This is a genomic window from Pseudoalteromonas agarivorans (genome assembly GCF_024518735.1).
GTDB lineage: Bacteria > Pseudomonadota > Gammaproteobacteria > Enterobacterales > Alteromonadaceae > Pseudoalteromonas > Pseudoalteromonas atlantica.
Map to the genome: position 1 here is coordinate 1 of NZ_JANIGJ010000015.1, position 15,319 is coordinate 15,319.

21 protein-coding genes are annotated in these 15,319 nt (G+C 41.5%); 19 read left to right on the forward strand and 2 right to left on the reverse strand.

Annotated features, from left to right (window positions below; translation table 11 throughout):
- The first annotated feature begins 152 nt into the window (after positions 1 to 152).
- From NQT65_RS18805 to NQT65_RS18845, 9 genes are all read left to right on the forward strand, one after another.
- Positions 153 to 1,433: an adenine nucleotide alpha hydrolase family protein gene (locus NQT65_RS18805; protein WP_256851777.1), complete on the forward strand. Its 1,281-nt coding sequence runs from the start codon at positions 153 to 155 to the stop codon at positions 1,431 to 1,433.
- Between the two features lie 146 nt (positions 1,434 to 1,579).
- On the forward strand, positions 1,580 to 2,074 hold the full coding sequence (locus NQT65_RS18810) for a JAB domain-containing protein (RefSeq protein WP_256851778.1): 495 nt from the start codon (positions 1,580 to 1,582) through the stop codon (positions 2,072 to 2,074).
- Positions 2,075 to 2,197: 123 nt separating this feature from the next.
- Positions 2,198 to 2,632, forward strand: coding sequence for a DUF6908 domain-containing protein (locus NQT65_RS18815; RefSeq protein ID WP_256851779.1), 435 nt, complete (start codon positions 2,198 to 2,200; stop codon positions 2,630 to 2,632).
- A gap of 19 nt (positions 2,633 to 2,651) precedes the next feature.
- Positions 2,652 to 3,170 carry a L5-gp82 domain-containing phage-derived protein gene (locus NQT65_RS18820; RefSeq protein ID WP_256851780.1) on the forward strand — a complete coding sequence of 173 codons (519 nt, stop codon included), beginning with the start codon at positions 2,652 to 2,654 and terminating at the stop codon, positions 3,168 to 3,170.
- A 12-nt stretch (positions 3,171 to 3,182) separates the two neighbouring features.
- Positions 3,183 to 3,536, forward strand: coding sequence for a hypothetical protein (locus tag NQT65_RS18825; RefSeq protein ID WP_256851781.1), 354 nt, complete (start codon positions 3,183 to 3,185; stop codon positions 3,534 to 3,536).
- A gap of 138 nt (positions 3,537 to 3,674) precedes the next feature.
- Positions 3,675 to 4,013, forward strand: coding sequence for a hypothetical protein (locus NQT65_RS18830; protein ID WP_256851782.1), 339 nt, complete (start codon positions 3,675 to 3,677; stop codon positions 4,011 to 4,013).
- Between the two features lie 133 nt (positions 4,014 to 4,146).
- Entirely contained in the window at positions 4,147 to 5,745 is a 1,599-nt protein-coding gene (locus tag NQT65_RS18835) for a DNA sulfur modification protein DndB (RefSeq protein ID WP_256851783.1), read from the forward strand.
- A gap of 130 nt (positions 5,746 to 5,875) precedes the next feature.
- Positions 5,876 to 7,027 carry an adenine nucleotide alpha hydrolase family protein gene (locus NQT65_RS18840; RefSeq protein ID WP_256851784.1) on the forward strand — a complete coding sequence of 384 codons (1,152 nt, stop codon included), beginning with the start codon at positions 5,876 to 5,878 and terminating at the stop codon, positions 7,025 to 7,027.
- A gap of 54 nt (positions 7,028 to 7,081) precedes the next feature.
- The gene (locus NQT65_RS18845; protein ID WP_175079833.1) at positions 7,082 to 7,333 is read left to right on the forward strand and encodes a hypothetical protein; all 252 of its coding nucleotides are present in this window, start codon (positions 7,082 to 7,084) and stop codon (positions 7,331 to 7,333) included.
- A 19-nt stretch (positions 7,334 to 7,352) separates the two neighbouring features.
- Here the strand turns inward: NQT65_RS18845 and NQT65_RS18850 are convergent, their stop codons facing one another.
- Positions 7,353 to 7,796 (reverse strand): hypothetical protein, encoded by a 444-nt coding sequence (locus NQT65_RS18850; protein ID WP_256851785.1) that lies wholly within the window; start codon positions 7,794 to 7,796, stop codon positions 7,353 to 7,355.
- Positions 7,797 to 8,156: 360 nt separating this feature from the next.
- Between NQT65_RS18850 and NQT65_RS18855 the strand changes: the two genes are divergently transcribed.
- From NQT65_RS18855 to NQT65_RS18865, 3 genes are all read left to right on the forward strand, one after another.
- Positions 8,157 to 8,330, forward strand: a complete 174-nt coding sequence (locus NQT65_RS18855) for a hypothetical protein (protein WP_256851786.1) — start codon at positions 8,157 to 8,159, stop codon at positions 8,328 to 8,330.
- Between the two features lie 5 nt (positions 8,331 to 8,335).
- Positions 8,336 to 8,689, forward strand: a complete 354-nt coding sequence (locus NQT65_RS18860; protein ID WP_256851787.1) for a hypothetical protein — start codon at positions 8,336 to 8,338, stop codon at positions 8,687 to 8,689.
- Positions 8,690 to 8,784: 95 nt separating this feature from the next.
- Positions 8,785 to 9,000 (forward strand): hypothetical protein, encoded by a 216-nt coding sequence (locus NQT65_RS18865; RefSeq protein WP_256851788.1) that lies wholly within the window; start codon positions 8,785 to 8,787, stop codon positions 8,998 to 9,000.
- Positions 9,001 to 9,045: 45 nt separating this feature from the next.
- Here NQT65_RS18865 and NQT65_RS18870 read toward each other — a convergent pair whose 3' ends face one another.
- On the reverse strand, positions 9,046 to 10,116 hold the full coding sequence (locus tag NQT65_RS18870; protein ID WP_256851789.1) for a J domain-containing protein: 1,071 nt from the start codon (positions 10,114 to 10,116) through the stop codon (positions 9,046 to 9,048).
- A gap of 202 nt (positions 10,117 to 10,318) precedes the next feature.
- On the opposite strand from NQT65_RS18870, the gene NQT65_RS18875 reads away from it, so the two are divergent.
- The 7 genes from NQT65_RS18875 to NQT65_RS18905 all read left to right on the forward strand — a co-directional run bounded on the left by NQT65_RS18875 (position 10,319) and on the right by NQT65_RS18905 (position 15,082).
- A complete protein-coding gene (locus tag NQT65_RS18875; RefSeq protein ID WP_256851790.1) occupies positions 10,319 to 11,695 on the forward strand; it encodes a DNA cytosine methyltransferase in 1,377 nt (458 codons plus the stop codon).
- 174 nt (positions 11,696 to 11,869) lie between these two features.
- Complete coding sequence (locus NQT65_RS18880; RefSeq protein WP_256851791.1) at positions 11,870 to 12,091, forward strand: hypothetical protein; 222 nt, start codon at positions 11,870 to 11,872, stop codon at positions 12,089 to 12,091.
- A gap of 47 nt (positions 12,092 to 12,138) precedes the next feature.
- Positions 12,139 to 12,414: a hypothetical protein gene (locus NQT65_RS18885; protein WP_256851792.1), complete on the forward strand. Its 276-nt coding sequence runs from the start codon at positions 12,139 to 12,141 to the stop codon at positions 12,412 to 12,414.
- Positions 12,407 to 12,619 carry a hypothetical protein gene (locus NQT65_RS18890; RefSeq protein WP_256851793.1) on the forward strand — a complete coding sequence of 71 codons (213 nt, stop codon included), beginning with the start codon at positions 12,407 to 12,409 and terminating at the stop codon, positions 12,617 to 12,619. Before NQT65_RS18885 ends, NQT65_RS18890 begins: the two co-directional genes overlap by 8 nt.
- A gap of 54 nt (positions 12,620 to 12,673) precedes the next feature.
- Entirely contained in the window at positions 12,674 to 13,036 is a 363-nt protein-coding gene (locus NQT65_RS18895) for a hypothetical protein (protein WP_256851794.1), read from the forward strand.
- A 90-nt stretch (positions 13,037 to 13,126) separates the two neighbouring features.
- Entirely contained in the window at positions 13,127 to 13,402 is a 276-nt protein-coding gene (locus NQT65_RS18900) for a hypothetical protein (RefSeq protein WP_256851795.1), read from the forward strand.
- A gap of 246 nt (positions 13,403 to 13,648) precedes the next feature.
- The gene (locus tag NQT65_RS18905; protein ID WP_256851796.1) at positions 13,649 to 15,082 is read left to right on the forward strand and encodes a hypothetical protein; all 1,434 of its coding nucleotides are present in this window, start codon (positions 13,649 to 13,651) and stop codon (positions 15,080 to 15,082) included.
- Positions 15,083 to 15,319: the final 237 nt, after the last annotated feature.

Sequence of the window (15,319 nt, forward strand, 5' to 3'; positions counted from 1 at the left end):
AAAACCATTTTCCAGACCTCAGAAAAGTCCAAATTTCTTTGCAATTTTTCACTTTTTCTGAAAAAGCATTCTAGGTTATGTAAAACGTAGCTTTCCAGACTTTCTTCAGATTTTAAATGTAACAGTAGTTTGTGGACTGGAAGGTTAAGCCAATGGAGCGCTTTCTTAAATCACTTCAGCAAAAACATCAAACCACTAAGATTGTTTCTATATCAGGCGCTAGGGATAGCGAATCAAAAGTAAGGGCTATGAACCTGAAAAAAAGAAATGAATCAGCTACAAAGGTCGTGGCTACAGGCCTTGGGTGGACGCAAGCCATCATCAAGGATTGGTCATTAAACGATGTTTGGCAGCTTTTTAAGGTTGTTGATGAATGTGAAATTGATAGCTATTCAGACCGTTTTGATGCTATGAAACGGCACTACAGCGCCGGTAACGGTGGGACCTGTGATCTGTTTGCTGGTATTCAAAACAACAAGGAATGTGGCGCTCGTTTTGGTTGTGTACTATGTGCAATGAATCCAACTGACCGTAGTTTAGAGGCGCAACTAGCTGTATCGCCTAAAACATATGGTTTTATGAAGCCTCTTAATGACCTTCGTACCTATATGATCAATACCTTGTTTGACTATAACAAGCGGTCATTACTGGGAAGGGAAATGAGGGACGGTTTTATTAAAGTTGGAATCAACCAGTATTCTATGGAGTATCGGATGGATCTCTTGCGATATGTGCTGACAATTCAGCAAGACGCCTTTGACCAGCATGGTTATCACCCCATTGACTTAATTGACTATCGTGAATTGCTTGCAATTCAGTATCACTGGTCAAGAGAAGGTGGGGAGCCTGAACCTGGTATGGCACTGAAAATATGGCACGAAATTGTTGAGGATGGTATGCGTTACCCCATCCCTCACACGGAAAAGATAGAGGCTGCATTCAGTCCTGTTTATATGTACTTTCCGCTTGAAGATTATATGAATAAAGACAACAGTATTGGGCTTGATGATGAAGGTTTGTACGGTGAGTACAAGCATTTAGCGAGAGTTTATTACCGTAACGGTATCAAACATCAAGTTGTCAAATACGATGAAAACAGCTGTTTTGAGGTTGTAACAGAAAATAGTAAGGCGATGATGTTTGTAGACTCTTTTTATCCCGATTTGGTTGAAGGGGGTTATTTAAAAAACAAATGCCCTACTGTTATGCTGAAGCACTTACTTGAAAGTGGCGTTGTCCGTATAGCTAAAGGAAGTATTGACCGATTGAACCGTGATGCGAAACGAGCTCAAGCCCTGTTTTCGCTCAGGACCACAACCGGCATTCCTGTGGACGAAGCTGTTCTTCGACTTTCTGTGCCGAAGAAAATCAAGGATAGAGTGGTTGAATTGACGAATAATACGTCACAAACTGAACTGGACTTCATACTATAACGAAAGCCCCGCATTGTCGGGGTTTTTTTATTATTCAAAGATGACTTAGTGATAAATGCTATATATACTGAATGTGATTATTGGCTTCTAGCCACAAAAAAAACAGGCGCTTTCGAGCTGCCTTCAACACGTAAAGAGGACTTAATATGTCAGTTAAATTTAATGTATGTGAAAATTCTTGTGATTATACGCTTACTGGTTCTGTTAATGAGCTTGAGATTATAGAGTTTGCTAACATTTTATCTAAGAAAAAGCTTCAAAAAGGCCAATTTATAACTAGCTCCTGCGATATAAAGATGCACTTACAGTGCCTTCTTTCAGATCTGGATTATGAGATTTTTGGCGTTGTTTTTTTGACAAATCAAAATCAAATAATTGAATCTAAGCAGCTTTTTAGAGGGACTATTAATGCAGCTTCTGTGTACCCACGCGAAGTTGTAAAAGAGGCGCTTTTTTTAGGTGCAAACAGTGTGATTTTCTATCACAACCATCCTTCAGGGATGACTCAACCATCAGCCGCAGATAAGGCGATAACTAATAAGTTGGTAAGTGCCTTAAAACTTGTTGATATTGATGTTTTAGATCATATAGTTGTGGGTTTTGAGGGATGCTTTTCTTTTAGTGAGAATGGGATTTTATAACAAAGAAGATTTCCTACGCTTTCTTTTATATTAAGCGCAGACATATAAATTTATTTATCGGCCATCGGCCAAAATCAAAACAGGCGCTTTCGAGCTGCCTTCAATACGTAAAGAGGAAATATTATGAAAACTGTATTTGAGAAAAACTACGATCTAATGGTTAAACTTGGAATTATTCTGGAAGACAATACGGTTCCTTTATACCGTAAAAGTATCTCTTCTGGTGTGATGGACTTAGTAGTTGAGCGCAATGAACTCACTGATGGTTTTAACGACCAGAAGTGTATTGGTTTTTCAATTGCACACTACTTTGTTCAAAGTGGTGATTTATGCTCAGACCCAATTATGGAAATCCTTTATTACCCTGATACTAAGATGGTTGAAGCTTATTCATTTGAAATGAGTCTTCCTCCAATGTACGAGGTGGTATACCCCCTTCCTGGAAAAGTTAATGTGAAAACCAAAAAGATGCAAAACTCATTTTTGCATAGCTGGTTGAACAACTTGGTAGCACAGGGGCATGGTATTAAATGGGAAGATCGCAGCGCTGCTGCCTAACATGGTATAGGAGCGCATTATGTTTCAAGCAACTATGGATTTGCCTCTAGGTGATTTTGCAGTATCAAACATTAAACCAAAGTGTTTACGCAATTCACTGTTTAAAGATGGGCAGTTTGAATCAAAAGTGGGTAAAGCTGATCGTATTTGCCGCCGCCTAATGAGAGTTAGGGTTTATCGAAATTTAAACAAGCCGGAATTCTATTCAATTCTGGCTATGGAAGGTGAAGATAAAGGTAAAGTGATTGGTTATGCTCGCTCGGTATTGCTCGAAAATTGCCAGTTGGTAGTTTCTGAGAAATCTAGGCTACGTGTATTGAGGGATAAGCGTAAGAACGTCCACGCTTTTTGCCAAGGTGTCATCGTTGATGCGTCAGAAGTGGTTCAGACGCTAGATGGAACTGAATGTGCGATTACATATAATCCGTACAAAATGGGCTCCTTCTTTCGTCGGGATGATGATTTACCGTATACTAATGATTGTACTCAGGCTCTATTGCAAGGTAGTGACGTGTATATAACAGAAAGCGCCTATTAAGGCGCTTTTTTTATGCGAATAGCGCTGGTATATTTAAGATGTCTATTTGGCTTCATAGCCACAAAAAAACAGGCGCTCTATGAGCTGTCTTCAACACGTAAAGAGGAAAATATGATTGTTGCACGACCTATTAATGAGCTAGAACCTTGTCTACTGGAAGGTAACAGATGTAAAGATTTGTATCTTTATGATTTGGACGGTAACTTGGTGGTTAGACAAAATTCACCCTATGAAGGGTGGACCTATGACGCACTGGAACACGTCAGCGAATCCTTAACGACCGATTATGAAACCCTGCAATTTGGGTGGGATGCATATTTGGGAGATAAAAAGGACAATTGCTGGGTTGGTTCGTCTGAAGTTTAGATTTTAAATAGATAAAAAGCTTCCATTAGGAAGCTTTTTTTATGACCCAAATTTGATATAGTCACAAGGTATATTTGGCTCCGGCCACAAATAAAACAGGCGCTTTCGAGCTGCCTTCAACACGTAAAGAGGAAACTTATGAATACTAAAAATGCAACAAAAGCCCTTGTACACTTTTACTTTGCTACAGAGTTACTAAAAGACCTGAGTGAAAAAGAATTATCGATAGGTGATGTTATTGGGGTTGGTGAAGATGTTTTCTTATTAGATTTATACCCTTATTCAAACCTCATTTATAAGGTCATGATTGACTTTGATATTGATGTTTGTGATATCAGGACGCATGAGCTTTACGATAGTTTGGCTGATTGCTTTTGGGGGATTGTTGAGAGAGATACCCAAGCGAACGAATTAGCAGTGATGCCGGATAAAGATGAATTTGAACTGGACGTTAACCGTCTAATCGATTCGCTCTAGTGAATAATTAAGCTTCCCAACAGGAAGCTTTTTTTATGTCCAAAATTTGATATAGTGGAATGGTTAACCGGCCTCCGGCCACAAAAAAAACAGGCGCTTTCGAGCTGCCTTCAATACGTAAAGAGGAAATATTATGAGTGTTACTATGTTCTATCGTGTATGTGTTACTGATTTCAATGCTGACCTGGCAAAGTGTGGTTATGACTTTGGTGAAATTAAAAGCCGTCATAAGGACGCATTCACCGCAGATCGTGCCGCATCTAAAGCCAGCAAAGGTGATTCAAGCCCTTCGCAAATGGCTTTTGAACTTACTACTGATGAAAAGTTGGAAGTGGGTGATAAGCCTGTAGAGTTGGTATGGAATGCTTATATCAAATGTAACCGCCAACGCGAAGTACGAAAGTGTGCAGACATCATGGAAAAAATGAAAACAGGCGAAAGCGCTGAAGAGGCGTGTAAATACCTGGTCCCACTTGATGAGTACAATCGCGATATGGAGTTTGATGAGTGGTGCGATAAGTTTTCAGAACCCGCGCAAAAACTCATTGAAGAAAATGAAAAGCGTATTCAGCAAAAAGCAGAGGAAGAAGCCAAGCGAGCTAGTATCGTTTCAAGCTTTGAAAGTGCTGCGAGTGAAATGACCTATTCGTTCCCTGCTGTAAAAGGCATCCAGGCGAAAAAGGAATTTTACATTGCCCAGGTGCCATTTAAGTATCTGGTTAAGTTTTTCACGTTTGCAGATGAGAGTCTTCCGGCAGAGCTTCGAGCTCAACGAAAAGTCAACATTAAGCATGCCAATGAAATAGGTCAATACGTAGTCGATAATCGTGAAGATTATGTGCTTCCGTGTTTGACTGTTAGCGTAAATGAAGCGATGGTATTTGACCCATTAAATGTAAATGGACTTGCAGATCGTTTAGGTGTTATTCGTATACCTTTGACTGCAAAGCTCCTTATAAATGATGGGCAGCATCGACGCCAAGCTGCTGAATTCTTTATGAAATATGATAAAACTCTAGGGGACGAAACCGTGCCTGTGACGTTTTATTATGATGAAGGACTTGAGCGGTCAAAGCAAATTTTCGCTGATTTGAATGCAAACCTGTCAAAGCCAAGCGCTGCGATAAATGCGCTGTATGATTTGCGTAACCCCTTCAATAAATTCGTTCTGGACGCTTTAGAGCGTCATCCAGAAATAAACGAGTTGGTTGATAAGGAGCAAACAACAATTGGTGGTAAATCTGAAAAGGTATGGTCACTGGTGCATTGGAAGAAGTTTGTTGAAAAGCTTCTCAACGCCAAAGAAAAGTCTTTCATTAACATCGATGATGAAAAATTGGATTCAATGAATCAGTTTTTCGACTTGGTGCTAACTGAATTGACCGGAAAAATCCGACTGTGGCAAAAGGTCATTAATAATGAGATCAGTTCAGAAGAATTGAGAAATTATAATGTGGCCGGTCACGCAGTATTTTTGGAGTCAGTAGCGCTTGCCTTATCGGGTATGTGCGAAAGCGATGAAGAAACTGTTAAGGAGGCAATTGACAAAATTGCGAGCGTTCCGACAGCCAAAGATGCATCACACTGGAATAACCGTTGTGTTGTAGCTGGGCGAATGGTTAAGACGGTCGATAGCGTCAAAGTGACAGCAGCCTACTTGCGACAAGTAGCTGAACTTGATTTATCCGAGAGTATGAAAGAAGCGGTAAGCCGACACGGTTTAGCAGCGTAAAAATAAAGGCGTCCTTCGGGGCGCTTTTTTTTTGCGTGAAATACGGTAGTATCTTAAATGTAACTAGCTTATTAGCTTACAAAAAAAACAGGCGCTTACGAGCTGCCTTCAACACGTAAAGAGGAAAAATATGGAAGCACTTCAATGTGAAGAGCCTATAAGGTTCGTATCTGGAAATGCGTATAGTCTTGATCTTGATTATTTGATTGAGAAAACTGACGGTGTAGACCTCCAAGCTTATGATATTTATGTCGTTTTTCTAAGTGGTGGCAAAGATTCGGTCGCGTGTTTGCTTGAGCTCATAGAGCAAGGCATACCCAGGGATAAAATTGAATGTCATCACCATTTAATCGATGGTGAAGGTCCTGAGTTTATGGACTGGCCTTGTACTGAAGAATATTGCAAAGCGCTGTGCAAAGCATTGGGCGTTAAGTTGTATTTTTCATGGAAGGAAGGTGGTTTTCTTCGGGAAATGGAAAGGGATAATGCGCCTACGGCGGCTGTTCTTTTTGAAACTCCGGAAGGTGAAACCAAAAAGGTCGGCGGTGATTCTGATAAGTTAGGAACCCGTAAACAGTTCCCAGCCCTGAGTGCAGACCTTAGAGTGCGTTGGTGTTCAGCATATCTCAAGGTGGACGTGGGGAAAAAGGTAATTAGTCATCAAAAGCGATTTGAAGGAAAGCGCACCTTAGTTTTAACGGGTGAACGCGCTGAAGAATCGCCCAGCAGGGCTCGTTACGCTAGTTTTGAACCACATGCCAGCTCAGCGACGAAAGTTGCTCAGAAGGACGCACAGGGCCAAAAACGAATAGGGCGCGATGGTAAAGTGATTTTCGATATTAAACGCAACAAAAAGCGTTTCGTGGATCACTATCGAATCATACAAAATTGGGAAGAAGAGCGAGTGTGGGATCTTATGAAGAAATACCGCATTTTGCCTCATCCTGCATATGTTTTGGGGTTCGGTCGATGCTCATGCCTTATTTGCATCTTTGCCAGTCCAAACCAGTTAGCAACCATTCAAACGTTCATGCCGAATCGGTTTGAGAATATTGAAGCGGTCGAAGCTAAATACGGTAAGACAATTCACTTTTCACGCAACAGCGAAAAAGAGGTTGTTCAAATTCCGTTAGCGGAAGTTGCTGCTAAGGGTAAACCTTATCAGGTAGATAAAAAGTGGTTAGAAATAGCCATGAATAGAGGTACGTTCGCTCATGACATCATTGTAGACAACTGGGAATTACCAGCTGGTGCATTTGGTGATAGTTGTGGACCAACGTAATTTTGAAAAAAAAAGGGCGCTTTCGAGCTGCCCGTTAAACGTAAGGAGGTCGCTATGAAAGCGAAGCAACGTGATGGGCCTCGGCTCGTCAAAAAGATGTTGATAGTGTTCGCCCACGGCTTACTAATTGACATCGCGGTTGGTGCGATATTTTTGGGTTTAGGTGCGTTACTTTTTGGGCCTACAACTGACACTAATATTGTAAAAGCTGTGTTTATACTGGGTATCGGAATAGTCTGCATAGTGGTAGCGCTGTTCATTCTGATCATTAAAGCGATTTTGCTTATGCGTTCAGATAAAGATTGATAGCCAAAAAAAAGCCCCATTAATGGGGCTTTTTATTTTTCTTCAGTTCTACTCGTTCCTGCTTGAGTTCAGCCAGTTTTGATTTGGCGTGTTGGATGGATTCAAGTGCCGTTACTCGCTGCATTAGCAATGAGCTCACGGACTCTTCTCGCTCCATACCCTTCAGACGTTTTTTTCTGGCATTGGTTGTTTCCTTTGCAATTGCGTCAGAAAGCTCAAAGGCCTCTTTCAAAGTTTTGCAAATGGATAAACTAGCCAGGTAGCTTTTATACATTTCTTGGTTGGGATGATCTGTATAAAAATCTACGGCTTCTTGGTACTTCTCAAGTGATATATCGATTGGTTTTTTAGTTGGCTTTGGCTTAACGGTCGGGGTGGATACTTTGCCTTTCAAGTTATAGCGTAGAGCTAACAGAGTATCGATTGAGACAGCTTGATTAACCGGTTGATTACTCGGTGTCATAGTATTACCTCATTACGTGTTGAAGGCAGCTCGAAAGCGCCTATTTTGCTTTTTGCCATTCATGGCAGGAGACGTTTAAATACTAGCCAATTTAGTAAGTGCTGGCAACTGGCATATTAGGCATGCCTAATTTCTTGATGAGAAAAATATTTCATATGGGCAAGTTTCGCTAAAACCGACTATTCCAATATTCCCAACAAGAACGCGCCTTATAAAATTTATAGGTTAAAAATGATGCCATGTTGGAAATTACGTAAATTGCTGGGGATTCCAATGTTATTTACCAGTGCCATCTTGTTTGGTATAAACATACACTAGACATATTTGACAGGTTAGGCTAGAAAGGTATACTAGACATATATGGCAGGTAGAAAGATTACAGAATTTCAGCGGATAGCTAACGCCAAAGGCTGGAGATTTGAAGATATAGCGAAGCGTTGGGAGCTATCCGAAAGGCAATTATCTCGTGTTGCCAGCGCTGGAAAAGTGAGGGATCTGGATGCTGTAAAGGGCTTGCCAGATAAAAAACAATAGCTGGAATGGAGGATATTTGGGTTGTGCAGAGAGTTTACGAATTAATAGGGTTGCTGGTTATATGCTCGCTTTCCTTATCGGTCGTAGTGGGTATTCCTTCCTTTGTTGCCCAATATTTTGCGTGGGATTTTCTAGCAGCAATATTTGAAACCAAGCAAGCCTTCTGGTCGGCTATCGCTGGATTTTGTGTCGTTGCCACGCTTCCCGTTATAGCTCTTACAGGGCTTAGTTCGTTGCCGGATGAAACCCAGGAAGATATTAAAATAGCAGGTATAGTGTTCGGTGAAGTTGTTTCCTGGATCGGCAAAGGGGTGCTTATCGCCGTAGGCATAGCACTTGTTTTTACGTATTGGAATTAAGCGAGGTACAAACGATGGCTCAAATATTGGTAAGAAAACATAGTGATTTTCTCGTCAATAAAGAAAGTAAATAACAAGTATTGGAAGGCACATAGATGAAAAACCATGTAAGACTACAGGGAATAGCTTTAATCACGGCTACTGTCATTTTATTTATCTCTTTGTTAATCAAAAATACGACTTTCATATGGCTTTCTGTAGCTGTGATTGTTTTAGGTGTAATTTCATTTTTTGTTACTCCATACATTGAATTAGTAATTAGAGCAAAACGAATTAACCGGTATCAACCACAACCATCTAAGAAAGTCTAATTTGGATTACAAGCAAAAAAAACAGGCCCTTAAAGGGCCTGCTTGTTATTGGAGATAGGCTTGTTCGTTTAGCTTAGTAGATATCAAATCTACGGCTGGAAAACGGTTGTCAATCACCGGCACGATAGACTTACTATCGTTCATATGATCACCAAAGCTGTAGACCCCATGACCACTATGAAAGAAGTGGAAACCTCCGCTGCGGTCCTCGATGAGATCAGCCAGAAGAGGGAAGGGGTTTTCATATACTTTTGCACCGTGATTGTTCGCGGCATCATAAGCATAATCATCAGTAAGGTAACTTTTTCTATGCAGTTGACGGTATTGGCCGTTAGCGAGCATTTTGATTAAGTGTAAAGCACGAACCTTTTCAGGTATCTCAGTTAGAGGCTTGAGTTTGTGAAGTTTGAAAGGTGAGAACACCTGACCTGACTTTACTTCTCTTCGCGTTACTGTGAGCCCTGGCATCAATTCAGCTTCAAATACACCATCGCGGCGTTCTTGATAGTTTGCGATATACAGATGAGCAATAACACCTGTAATGCACTCTGTTTGGCTTATATTGCGAACCCATTCAAGAAAGCAGCTGTAACCTTCAGCGTCTGATCCCACGTTCCAGTGAATTGTGTATTTCTCACAAGTCTTTCTGGCCTCAAGCGCATTGGCAAGAGTTGTTATGTGGATTGAACTACTGTAGGTGTGTACACGCACCTGGTACTTGCTAAAGTAAACCGTTTTAAAGCGAACATCCGTCCAGTTATTCCATTTTTCATCATCGATGATCATGAATGCTTCACGGAGTAGAGTTTCACGGCTCGCAAAGGCCGGTAAGTTAGAGTGGGTTAGTTCGTGTGACTCAATAGGGTCGTTGACCTTAGCAGTACGAACGTTATTTGATGTGCCGTTAAGTGTGTAGTTTACTAACTCCACCTTGCCGGATACAAAATCCCACGCTTCATTCAATGTTTTCATTGATACTGATGATTCATTGCTGCTAACTCGGTCTGGATGACAAGTTAAGGCTGCACGTTTGTACAGACGTTTCAGTTCAGTAAAATCAGCAGCAATGCCATTGCCAGCAGATGCGATCAACTCAATAGCGCTATGTATATTCATAGTGTTTCCTCTTTACGTGTTGAAGGCAGCTCATAGAGCGCCTGTTTTTGTGTTGCCAAAAATGGCGTAAATCACTTTGATTATAGGTGTATGTGCGTCGAGATACTAGACATTAGGGGGAATTTTGCTAACCTGGTGTTGATTATTAAATGACTAAAAAGGGCGCTTCCCAGCTGCCCGTAATACGTAAAGAGGTGAATGTATGTTGACAGTAATTAATACTCGTCTTGGCGAAAATCGCGGTGTACCTAGAGTGTGGCTTGAAGGAAGTAAGCTAAGTAGTAGCTTCCAAATAGGTCAAAAGCTAGACATCCAACTTGATCATGAAAAGAAAGTCGCTGTACTGAAAGTTGTACCTGAAGGTCGATTTTCAGTTTCCAAGCGTGACCGGAATGGCCGAATTTACCCGCTTATTGAAATTAAAGATGATGAGCTTGGTGAAATGTTTGGTGATGTAGGTGTTCTTCTTCGTGTGGTGGTCAAGAACGGTGTGGCTACTATTGAGGTTCATGGTATTGATCGTAAAACAGCAGAGCGCGTTGACCGCTTTAATCGTAAGGTTAAAAAAGGTGAAGCGCTTACTATCGGTTCGTTATTTTCAGGGGGCGGTATCATCGATGCTGCACTACATGAAGGTTTAACAAAGGCCGGTATTAACTGCTATACAAAATTCATCGTAGAACAGGAACGTCAGTACCTGGATACGATGGTAGCGAATCAACCAGAACTTTTCCGTGAAGATTCAATTCTTATCGAAAGTGGAATTGAATTTGTCGAGCTAAAGAACCCGCCAAAAGTGGATGTTCTAATAGCTGGCATACCATGCACAGGAGCTTCTAAGGCAGGAAAAAGTAAGAACAAAATAAAAGCAGCAGAGTTTCACGATGCAGCCGGTGCTTGTTTTTTCCACGCTTTGCAGTTCATTGGTCAGTGTCAACCAGGGTTAATAATTCTGGAAAATGTGCCTGATTACTTATCGTCTACAAGTATGGCTGTAATTAAGTCTGTGTTGGAAACCTGGGGCTATGAACTTGAGGTTGATGTTCTTAATGGCAATGAGTTTGGTTGCTTAGAGAATAGAGACAGAATGTGCGTAGTAGCTACGAGTAAAGGAATGCCTAAATTCAATATGGAGCTAGTCAAACCTTTACAGCAAAAACCCAGTAGTGTTTCTGAAATACTTGAAGATGTGCCGCTAGATGACTCTCGATGGAAAACTTATCAGTACCTAGTTGACAAAGAGGTTCGGGACAAGAAGGCCGGTAAGGGCTTTAAGCGAGCTTTATTGGATGGTACAGAATCATCTGTGCCTACAATTCGACGCTTGTACCATAAAGCCGGTTCAACGGATGCGTTTGTTAAACATCCTGACGGTGTACTGACTAGACTATTTACTGCTACAGAGCATGCAGGGGTGAAAGGAGTGCCGGTACGGTTGATTAAAGGTGTCTCTTCGACAATTGCGCATGAGCTGCTGGGTCAGTCCATTGCATACCCAGTCTTTACGGCTGTTGGCTTCGCGATTGGCAAGTGGGCTTCTGAAGCTTCAAACGACAACGATATGTTAAAAGCTGCCTAAAAATAAATGCATCCTTCGGGGTGCATTTTTTTATCGAGCATAGTTAAAAATGACTATGATGGTCATTAGTGCATTTTGATCTTTCTGTGATATATTTAAGATGTCTAATTGGCTTCACGGCCACAAATAAAACAGGCGCTTTCGAGCTGCCTTCAACACGTAATGAGGAACGCAATGAAATCATGCAACCGTATTTGCGATGTTGCTAACGATGGAATTTGTATGGGCGTTTGTGTGATGGGGCTGAATACTCAAGGGTATCGAGTCGCCTACCAAAGCAATAACGTCTATTTACTTCACACTTCACTTAATGGTTCACTAACTCAGTTCCCAAAGTCCGATACTGAGAAACACGACCGTTTAGTACAATTCGTTAAGCAACAACAAGCAATTTAATTAGAAGGCGCTTTCGAGCTGCCTGTTATACGTAATGAGGAATCACTATGAACAAGAGAATATCTTTAGCGGATACTATTTCACTGGGCGCTAAGCACTTTACAGACAGAGCAAATAAAGCTTCTTCGGAAACTGAAAAGCTTAGTCTACAACGTTGTGCTGAAGCTTCTGCCCGACTGGGTGCGAAGGTGAAGAAATTGCAGCAAGAACACACTGGTATGCCTTTATTTCAGGTAGTGAATGAACTTCCCGAACATCAAGTTTTGGTGCGAGAGCGTAAACTACGGTTTTCCCTCATCGATGGGGGGGAAGCTCATGCATAATACCTGGCAAGCGTTTCAGTGGTTTGATCTTGAAGCAGGGCCCGCAAGCCAGCTTGAATTAATGTGTAATACATTGAAGCAGGCTGGTAAGCAGTTCGACAATCAAATTGTCGAGCAATTGCTAAAAGATAGCCCCTTTGATGGCGATGTTGATGTGCAGCAGTTGGTTGATCAGTTCAACGATATGTTACACACTCTACATTAACTACGGGCATATATAAGAAAAAGGGCCGCGTTTATAGCGGCTTTTTTGTATCAAATGGAAAAAGAAAACAAGAATAATCGATTGATTAAAGGGTTGTGGAGTCTGACAGCTCTTAAAAGTAGTGACTACATAAGAATGGCTAAACAGTTACATCCTGATTTAACAGGCTCAAGATTGAGAGGTCTGATGTCCGGAATATCCAACAGGAATTATAGGCCAGCGACTAACCATGATGTTTTTCTGTGTGTTGTCGTTGTAAGCCACTGGGCTGGAATAGATAGCGGTTTAGTGGAAACTGTAAGCGATAGCGCGGTTGAAACCCTGCTAGATGAAGTGGATCGATTGATAGCGAACGCTGATACCGATCATTTTTCTAACCAGGAGAGGGTAAAAAAAGCACTAGGAAAACTTTTTTAGTTTTAAAAATGTTTTTTTGCCAAAAAAAACTTGATCGAATGTAAAAAACTTGCAACACTTAGGGTCGAGATATTTCCATAGGAGCTAGGTATGCAGATGCAACCATTAATTAGTCAAGAACGCATTCAGGAGCTAACGCGCATGCATTTGGCTGTGGAAGCTTCTTTGCTGCCCGATCCTGAAGGTAAGAAACAAGTAATGCGTGTACGCAGCCAGAACGGTGAAATAGACGCATTTTTGGCGATGGTTAATAAGCCCGAAGCAAGAACGTTTTCAACGATTGAAAGCGCATGGAAGCTAACAAGAAAATTGGGGATTAAAAATTTTGTAATTGATAATGAAAAGTTCGCCGGAGTAGCGGCATGATTTAGAAAAAACAAAGCCTCGTAGAAACGAGGCTATTTGTTCGAGTAGCAACAAACCGGTAATGGTTGGAAGCACTAGATATTGAATTCGCACCTCAAATATTAGTCGTTTCCCCCCAACTGGTCAAGTACCTTTTTGCCTAATAAAAGCAACTAGAAGTAAATATAAGTAAAAAAAGGGAAATTATGGGAAGCACAAACCCACGTTACTACTCGATTCCGTCAATATGGCAGGGGTCGAGTGGTGATGTCAGAGAATAGTCTATTAAAAAGCACTAGGCAGCTTCAGGATTACCAGAAGCGCCCTTCGACTGATTTCAATCAGATGATGGGCATTGGTAAGGAAGAACATTGCCGTTATGTGTGGTCATATCGTATAGCTGACGATAATTCGCCTTGGCGAGCTATTGGTACACGTCAATCAGGTAAAAAAACGTGCAAGCTGTTTCAATTCTATCTTGATGCATCTATCGGGCGTGATTGCTCGATGGACTGTTTTGTGTCACCTAATCAATTTTTTGATTGGCGCAATTCAAAGCAATTGGCTTCGCTGCATGCCAATTGGTTAGAGATTGATATCAATACGCCAGCTGGAACTACCAGAGAAACCAAAAAATCGCTTTCTAAAGAGCAAGAGGCTCAAGTAGTAAGCGAAGTATTTAATCAACTGGAATCACAGGGCGTACCTCTGCCAAGCGGCTATGTACTATCGGGCTCCGGCGGTGTTCATCTTTACTGGATGTATGACGGTGTTGACGCGTATAAATGGCGTGTTGCTGCATGGCGTGATATAGCCTCTTCTTTAGTGGGTAAGTTAAAAGGTGGAAACCTTTGGCATGTAGATCTTGGCGCGAGCAAAGACCCTGCGCGAGTGCTAAGAATGCCAGGTTCAAGACACGGCTCAACGAAACGAACTGTAGAGTTTTATTCTTGCGGCGATGTGTTTAGCTTTGAGGAAATTGCAAAGTCTTTAAATGTGCAAATTGCAAAACCTAAGCACCTCACGTTAGTTCAGCCTGTATCTACCCCTGCCAAACCACGCAAATCTCCCCCAAAAGATCCAAACGTATATAAAAACCCTAACGGCGGGAAACATACGATAGGCCAATGGTGGTTCAAGATATACACCCATATCCTTCAGCACATTAATAACAATCCTGTAAAAGAAGGGATGCGTGATAGTACGGCGTTTATATTGTTTGTGGCGCTAAGGCATATTCAGGATGAAGAGACTGCTTACCAGCGAGTAAGGCAACTTAATGAGAGTCATATTGGCCTAACGGACGAAGAGCTAGGCAAATACCTGAAGACGGCAAAAACAACTTTATACAAATACAAAAAGGATTCAATAGCGGGTTATCTACAACGTCAACTGGGTATGGATGTTTCATTTCTGTACCAAGACAAAGCCAAGCTAACACCCGAAGAAGTGAAGGCTGCTAGACAAGCTGCTGCGGTATCTACAGCCAAGAAGAAAGCCGAATCAACTCTAAGTCGCATCCTACGAGCGGTCAGAGAGCTTCTAACTCAAAATGTCACCCCAACTCAAGTAACTGTAGCTGCGATATGTGGCCGGAGTGAAAGAACGGTTAGACGTTATTGGTCGGAGGTAATGGGTCATCCGGTAATTAGGTCCGCTTCTATATATTCCCCCCCACAGATATGTCCGGTAGGTAACTAAATAAGGATTAAATTTGAGGTTATACGGTTACTACATAATAAAATAAAAAGAAGATTATTATTATTTCTTTGGGCCTGTGGAATTAGTGAATTAAGCCGTGAGTGTGGTCAATGCGTGTGGGTAACTTGTGGTCGGCTTGCCCGTCCATGAGTTATCCATATGCTTGTCCATACGGTAAGGCTGTTCCGCGTAGCGTAAATTCACAAGTCCATAGGTCGTAGCTTTGAATATTGAAAA

Coding starts and splice junctions, on each gene's coding strand:
- NQT65_RS18805 (WP_256851777.1), top strand. CDS start 153: ATGGAGCGCTTTCTTAAATCACTTCAGCAAAAACATCAAACCACTAAG.
- NQT65_RS18810 (WP_256851778.1), top strand. CDS start 1,580: ATGTCAGTTAAATTTAATGTATGTGAAAATTCTTGTGATTATACGCTT.
- NQT65_RS18815 (WP_256851779.1), top strand. CDS start 2,198: ATGAAAACTGTATTTGAGAAAAACTACGATCTAATGGTTAAACTTGGA.
- NQT65_RS18820 (WP_256851780.1), top strand. CDS start 2,652: ATGTTTCAAGCAACTATGGATTTGCCTCTAGGTGATTTTGCAGTATCA.
- NQT65_RS18825 (WP_256851781.1), top strand. CDS start 3,183: ATGCGAATAGCGCTGGTATATTTAAGATGTCTATTTGGCTTCATAGCC.
- NQT65_RS18830 (WP_256851782.1), top strand. CDS start 3,675: ATGAATACTAAAAATGCAACAAAAGCCCTTGTACACTTTTACTTTGCT.
- NQT65_RS18835 (WP_256851783.1), top strand. CDS start 4,147: ATGAGTGTTACTATGTTCTATCGTGTATGTGTTACTGATTTCAATGCT.
- NQT65_RS18840 (WP_256851784.1), top strand. CDS start 5,876: ATGGAAGCACTTCAATGTGAAGAGCCTATAAGGTTCGTATCTGGAAAT.
- NQT65_RS18845 (WP_175079833.1), top strand. CDS start 7,082: ATGAAAGCGAAGCAACGTGATGGGCCTCGGCTCGTCAAAAAGATGTTG.
- NQT65_RS18850 (WP_256851785.1), bottom strand. CDS start 7,796: ATGACACCGAGTAATCAACCGGTTAATCAAGCTGTCTCAATCGATACT.
- NQT65_RS18855 (WP_256851786.1), top strand. CDS start 8,157: ATGGCAGGTAGAAAGATTACAGAATTTCAGCGGATAGCTAACGCCAAA.
- NQT65_RS18860 (WP_256851787.1), top strand. CDS start 8,336: ATGGAGGATATTTGGGTTGTGCAGAGAGTTTACGAATTAATAGGGTTG.
- NQT65_RS18865 (WP_256851788.1), top strand. CDS start 8,785: ATGAAAAACCATGTAAGACTACAGGGAATAGCTTTAATCACGGCTACT.
- NQT65_RS18870 (WP_256851789.1), bottom strand. CDS start 10,116: ATGAATATACATAGCGCTATTGAGTTGATCGCATCTGCTGGCAATGGC.
- NQT65_RS18875 (WP_256851790.1), top strand. CDS start 10,319: ATGTTGACAGTAATTAATACTCGTCTTGGCGAAAATCGCGGTGTACCT.
- NQT65_RS18880 (WP_256851791.1), top strand. CDS start 11,870: ATGAAATCATGCAACCGTATTTGCGATGTTGCTAACGATGGAATTTGT.
- NQT65_RS18885 (WP_256851792.1), top strand. CDS start 12,139: ATGAACAAGAGAATATCTTTAGCGGATACTATTTCACTGGGCGCTAAG.
- NQT65_RS18890 (WP_256851793.1), top strand. CDS start 12,407: ATGCATAATACCTGGCAAGCGTTTCAGTGGTTTGATCTTGAAGCAGGG.
- NQT65_RS18895 (WP_256851794.1), top strand. CDS start 12,674: ATGGAAAAAGAAAACAAGAATAATCGATTGATTAAAGGGTTGTGGAGT.
- NQT65_RS18900 (WP_256851795.1), top strand. CDS start 13,127: ATGCAGATGCAACCATTAATTAGTCAAGAACGCATTCAGGAGCTAACG.
- NQT65_RS18905 (WP_256851796.1), top strand. CDS start 13,649: ATGTCAGAGAATAGTCTATTAAAAAGCACTAGGCAGCTTCAGGATTAC.